Here is a 4,467-nt window from a genome sequence, read left to right as displayed (position 1 = left end):
TCCTCTTCAAGCCGGAAGAGTTCCGTCGCGATGTCCTTGTCGCAGCAGGGTGCCCTGGCCATGCCGAGGGCGGCCTGGCACTCGTCGAGAGTGCCGTAGGTTTCCACCCGCACATGATCTTTGGGGATCCGCTCGCCGCTTCCGAGGGACGTGTCCCCCTTGTCGCCGCCCTTGGTGGTGATCCATACCTCCGACATGCCGTTTCACCTCCCCGTTTTTTGAGAACACTTCAGATATCTGAGGACCTCCGAACGGAAGTCCTCAGGCGCCACATCCGCCGCACCCGCCTCCGCAGCTCTCGCACCCGCTGCCGCATCCGCCTCCAAGAGTGCTGAAGGAAGCCCGGAGCATGGCATCGGCAAGAAGTCCCGAAGGAATTTCCTGGTATCCGTGACCTTCGTACCGTATCGTGCGGCATGTGGTGGCCGTCTCGCCGCAGGAGCAGGGCTCGAAGGATGTCTCCGCACCGATGAGATCCTCCAGAGGAATTTCTTGGCCGCCGAGTTCGTTCAAGGTGAAGGTGACGAGATTGCCTCGGCGTACCGTCTCCTCGTCCGTGCCGGAAAGTTCCTTTTCCAGCAGGGTCACTTCCATGCCCATAAGGCGAAAACGCGGGGCCATCTGATCATGGAGTTTGCGCAGGGTTTCCCCGGTTTTTTTCCAGCTTTCGCAGGAAACATCCGAAAGGGTATAGTGGGTTATCACGATTTCACTCACAAGAGAGCCTCCTTCATTGGTCCGTTCGGTCATTCGCCTTTTTCGGGAATGACGAAGAGAGCTTTGGCCTCCACATGGATCGTTCCATCCTCGGCCAGGATGTGCGCTTTGGTGGCGACCTTTCTGCCCCGGCGCTCCTCCGCCCAGCCAAAAGCGGTATAGGGTATTCCTGCCATGACCGGGCGCAGAAAACGAACGGAGAGCGAGCCGGTGAACCCCCAATCCGCCCAAGTTTCTCGGAGAGCCCAGGCCATGGCGTCGTCGGTGATTGCCGAGAGGATGCCCCCGTGGACGACGCCTTTGTAGCCGCACCACGTTTCGTCCGCTCTGAAGGGGATTTCCGTGCGGTGCTCCTCCTCGTTCCAGAATATGGCGAGATCCAATGCCCTCGGGTTGCTTTCGACACTTCCGCAGACAAAGCAACCGGGGCTTCTCAGGCATGCCTTCATGGAAAAACCCTCCAGTTCTTCGGTGTTTCTTCGGAGAACACCCCAAGACTACCGACTGGACTGGATTTGTCAACAGCAATGACCATGAGGTTCCGTCGGGACGATCGTTGTCTCCGTCGTTGCCGTTGAAGAGCGGCTCCGGAGGTCTGCAAGATCCTCCTGCAGTCTCGACATGGCAAGCTCCTGCTTTTAAGGGCGAAAACTCGCCATAGGCCTTTCCCTTCCGCCCCTCCTCTTTCTTTCTTTTTTTCAAGGAAGCTCTGAATAAGGCTGCGTCAGCTCTGCAGGGCGCCTCACAGAGCCTGATGCGACCCGAGTGAAGGGAGGCAAAAGGTCTTTATTCAGAGCTTCCTCAAAAGTTACCCTTCTCTCCCATCTGGAAACTCTATCGGACTGCGTCACCGTTTCGAAGATCTCTTTTGTAAGTCAATGATGTGCATGGCGGTGTCCTTGACGTGTTTTGAGGAATCGAGTATGATCCCTTCGTATCAAAAAAAGCCGGAGTGGCGGAATGGTAGACGCAGCGGACTCAAAATCCGCCAGGGTTCACCCCCTGTGGGAGTTCGAGTCTCCCCTCCGGCACCACAGTGATAAATCGCTTCTTTGTCAGTGTCTTTGTTCAGCAAAGTGAGTCTTTTCCCGAAATGGTCATTTATTGAGGCCGCCTCTCCCGAAAGGTCCGGGAGGGGTTTTCTTTTGTGGTATGATTGTCCGGATTTCGCCACTGGCGGGATGATTTCACGGAAAGGGCGTGTGTGGATGTTCACTCTTCAGGGGGACGTGAGGCGTGTTTGCGGAGGCGCGGTCGAAGCGGCCTCTGCGTGATGGAATCGAAAAATCGTTGCAGTGCCGCCGTTTCGGTCGCGAGGAAAGCGTGAGCCCCTCTGCAAACACTCGTCGATGACGGGTGAAGGACCGAAAAAAGGAGCACAGTTGTCATGAATCGATATACGTTCAAGGGCGCCGACCTTCGAAAGGACGGACCCCGGCTTCGCCGTTTTTTCAACCAGATTTTCGACCCCGAAAAGGTGGGGGATTTTGCGGAATCCCTGGCTCTTCATTTTCCACGGATGGAAGGGCGCTCGTGGTTTCTCGCGGAAGAGGATTCCAGCGGCGAGATCGCTGCGGGGTGCGCGCTCATTCCGTGGAAATGGAGGATGGAGAATGTCGTCCTCGACGTGGCCGAACTGGGAATCGTCGGTACCGGCGAGGCGCACCGCAATCAGGGCCTGATGCGGCGCCTGCACGCCGAGTTCATGGAGGCGGTTCGGGAGAAGGGTTTCCATCTTGTCGTCATCCAGGGCATCCCCGGCTTCTATGACAAGTTGGGTTTTCGCTATGCCCTGCCTTTGTGCGCGCACATCGACCTTCCTCTCCATGCGGTGGCGAAGGAAGAGCCGGGAAATGTGACGTTTCGTCCCGCCGGCATCGGGGACATTCCCTTTTTGGTGGAGGAGGACGAGGCATTTGCCCGAGCCAATGTCGTCTCCGCCGTTCGCGGCGCGGAACACTGGACGTATCTTCTCACGGACGGACAGAAGACGGAGTACGGCTCGGAGTTTTTGATTTTCGAGGACGCCGGGGGACGAAAGGGATATGCTCGTCTTCCCCGGTTCGGGTTCGGCAGCGGCCTCATCGTGAGCGAGGTCAGTGAGGGGATTTCCTGGGAAATGGGGGCCGCGCTTCTGGGATACTGCCGCCGTCTCGCGGAGAAACGGAGAAAGCCCTACATCCGGCTCGACCTGCATCCCGACGCCCCTCTTTCGCGGATCGCTCTGGCGTCGGGGGCGGTCCTGGGGGGCATGTACGCCTTTCAGGTTCTCATTCCCGATCACCGCATGTTTTTGCTGCATCTGGCACCGGTGCTGGAGAAACGTCTGGAGCGCGGGCTTTTTTCCGGCTACTCCGGTGCGTTGCGCCTGGACTTTTTCGACGAGAGCCTGGACCTGATCTGGTGCGGAGGACGGCTTACGGAGATCCGCCCGGGGGACGAAAAACCTTGTGCCGCCCATTTCTGTGTCCACAGAGAGCTGTTTCCGTCGCTCTGCCTGGGGCATCGGTCCTGGCGGGAGCTTCAGCAAACAAGGCCGGACATTTTCCCCGCGCTCTCTGACACAGGTTCTCGGGTGGGGCGGGTTTCCGATCCGACGGAATCGTTGATCGACGAGCTGTTTCCGCCCCGACGGTCCTGGATCTACGAGCAATATTGAGATAATGGAGGAATCGACGGATGATAAGACTGGAGACGAGTAAGGGAGACATCGTGCTGGAGCTCGACGCGGAAAGGGCGCCGAAGACGGCGGAAAACTTTCTCGCGTATGTCAAGGAAGGGTTCTACGATGGCACCGTTTTTCATCGGGTCATCGACGGATTCATGATTCAGGGAGGCGGCTTCGACGAGACCATGACGCAGAAGCCGACCAGGGATCCTGTCGAGAACGAGGCGAACAACGGTTTGAAGAACGAGGCCTACACCGTTGCCATGGCCCGGACAAAGGATCCCCATTCGGCGACGGCGCAGTTCTTCATCAACGTCAAGGACAACGCTTTTCTCAACCATACGGCACAGAACGTCCAGGGATGGGGGTATGCCGTCTTTGGCCGCGTTGTGGAGGGGAAAGACGTGGTCGATGCCATCAAGACCGTGGACACCGGCAGCGTCGGATTTTTTCAGGACGTTCCCCTGGAGCCGGTGGTGATCCTCAAGGCGTCGGTGATCGAGTAGGTTTTCGCTCTGCCGCAATGCACACGGCCCCCTTCTCTTCGAGAAGGGGGCCGTGTGCATTGCACCGACTGAAAGACGGCTCTGGCGAAGGCGCTTCGACCGAAAGCGTCCATCCAGGCCGCCGCAAGGTCATTTCAACGTCGGCAGCGCTCCCGCGAGGCTGTTCACGAGTCTGCTCGGACCGAAGAGGCATATGGCCGAATAGCGGAGATCCGCGAGCGGTGTCCGTGCGATTGCCTCCATATAGACCTCGTAGGGAATCTCTGAAAAACTCCGCGCGGATGTCGCCGTTTTTTCCTTGAGACCGTAAAAGAAATTCCAAAGCCGCGGTATTTCTGCGGTACGACCTTTTTTCCAGGGGGCTGAGGTGTGATGAAGCGACAGAAAACCTTCGCGAGGGCCATTTCGTTCGAGAAACACCGAAAACCCACAAAACGAGAACTCTTTCTCGCCGAAAGGGAACGGGTCGTCCCTTGGAAAGAGCTTTGTTCTCTTCTCGAACCCTTCTAGCCGAAAGAGGGAAAGGGGCGTCCTCCCATAGGGCTGGAGAGAATGCTCCGGATCCACTTTCTCCAG

General features: G+C 57.8%; 5 protein-coding genes, 1 tRNA gene and 1 pseudogene. 4 read left to right on the top strand and 3 right to left on the bottom strand.

The window, feature by feature from the left end; genetic code table 11:
* The 3 genes from Q1K49_RS04995 to Q1K49_RS04985 all read right to left on the bottom strand — a co-directional run.
* The coding region (locus Q1K49_RS04995; RefSeq protein WP_300523497.1) for an ATP:cob(I)alamin adenosyltransferase at nucleotides 1-197 on the bottom strand (197 nt) is incomplete at its 3' end.
* A gap of 64 nt (nucleotides 198-261) precedes the next feature.
* Nucleotides 262-717 carry a DUF2703 domain-containing protein gene (locus Q1K49_RS04990; protein ID WP_300523494.1) on the bottom strand — a complete coding sequence of 152 codons (456 nt, stop codon included), beginning with the start codon at nucleotides 715-717 and terminating at the stop codon, nucleotides 262-264.
* 29 nt (nucleotides 718-746) lie between these two features.
* The gene (locus Q1K49_RS04985; protein ID WP_300523491.1) at nucleotides 747-1,166 is read right to left on the bottom strand and encodes a PaaI family thioesterase; all 420 of its coding nucleotides are present in this window, start codon (nucleotides 1,164-1,166) and stop codon (nucleotides 747-749) included.
* A gap of 497 nt (nucleotides 1,167-1,663) precedes the next feature.
* Here Q1K49_RS04985 and Q1K49_RS04980 point away from each other — a divergent pair.
* From Q1K49_RS04980 to Q1K49_RS04965, 4 genes and pseudogenes are all read left to right on the top strand, one after another.
* Nucleotides 1,664-1,751 (top strand) — tRNA-Leu (locus tag Q1K49_RS04980).
* A 353-nt stretch (nucleotides 1,752-2,104) separates the two neighbouring features.
* On the top strand, nucleotides 2,105-3,376 hold the full coding sequence (locus Q1K49_RS04975) for a GNAT family N-acetyltransferase (RefSeq protein WP_300523488.1): 1,272 nt from the start codon (nucleotides 2,105-2,107) through the stop codon (nucleotides 3,374-3,376).
* A gap of 20 nt (nucleotides 3,377-3,396) precedes the next feature.
* Nucleotides 3,397-3,891, top strand: a complete 495-nt coding sequence (locus tag Q1K49_RS04970) for a peptidylprolyl isomerase (RefSeq protein WP_300523485.1) — start codon at nucleotides 3,397-3,399, stop codon at nucleotides 3,889-3,891.
* A 372-nt stretch (nucleotides 3,892-4,263) separates the two neighbouring features.
* Nucleotides 4,264-4,467: pseudogene (locus tag Q1K49_RS04965) on the top strand (IS5/IS1182 family transposase); the annotation flags it as partial.

The sequence above is a fragment of the Aminiphilus sp. genome, assembly GCF_029975095.1.
In the GTDB taxonomy this organism is placed as follows: Bacteria; Synergistota; Synergistia; order Synergistales; family Aminiphilaceae; genus Aminiphilus.
Note: the sequence above shows the minus strand (reverse complement) of the source record. Positions and strands in the feature narration are given on the sequence as shown.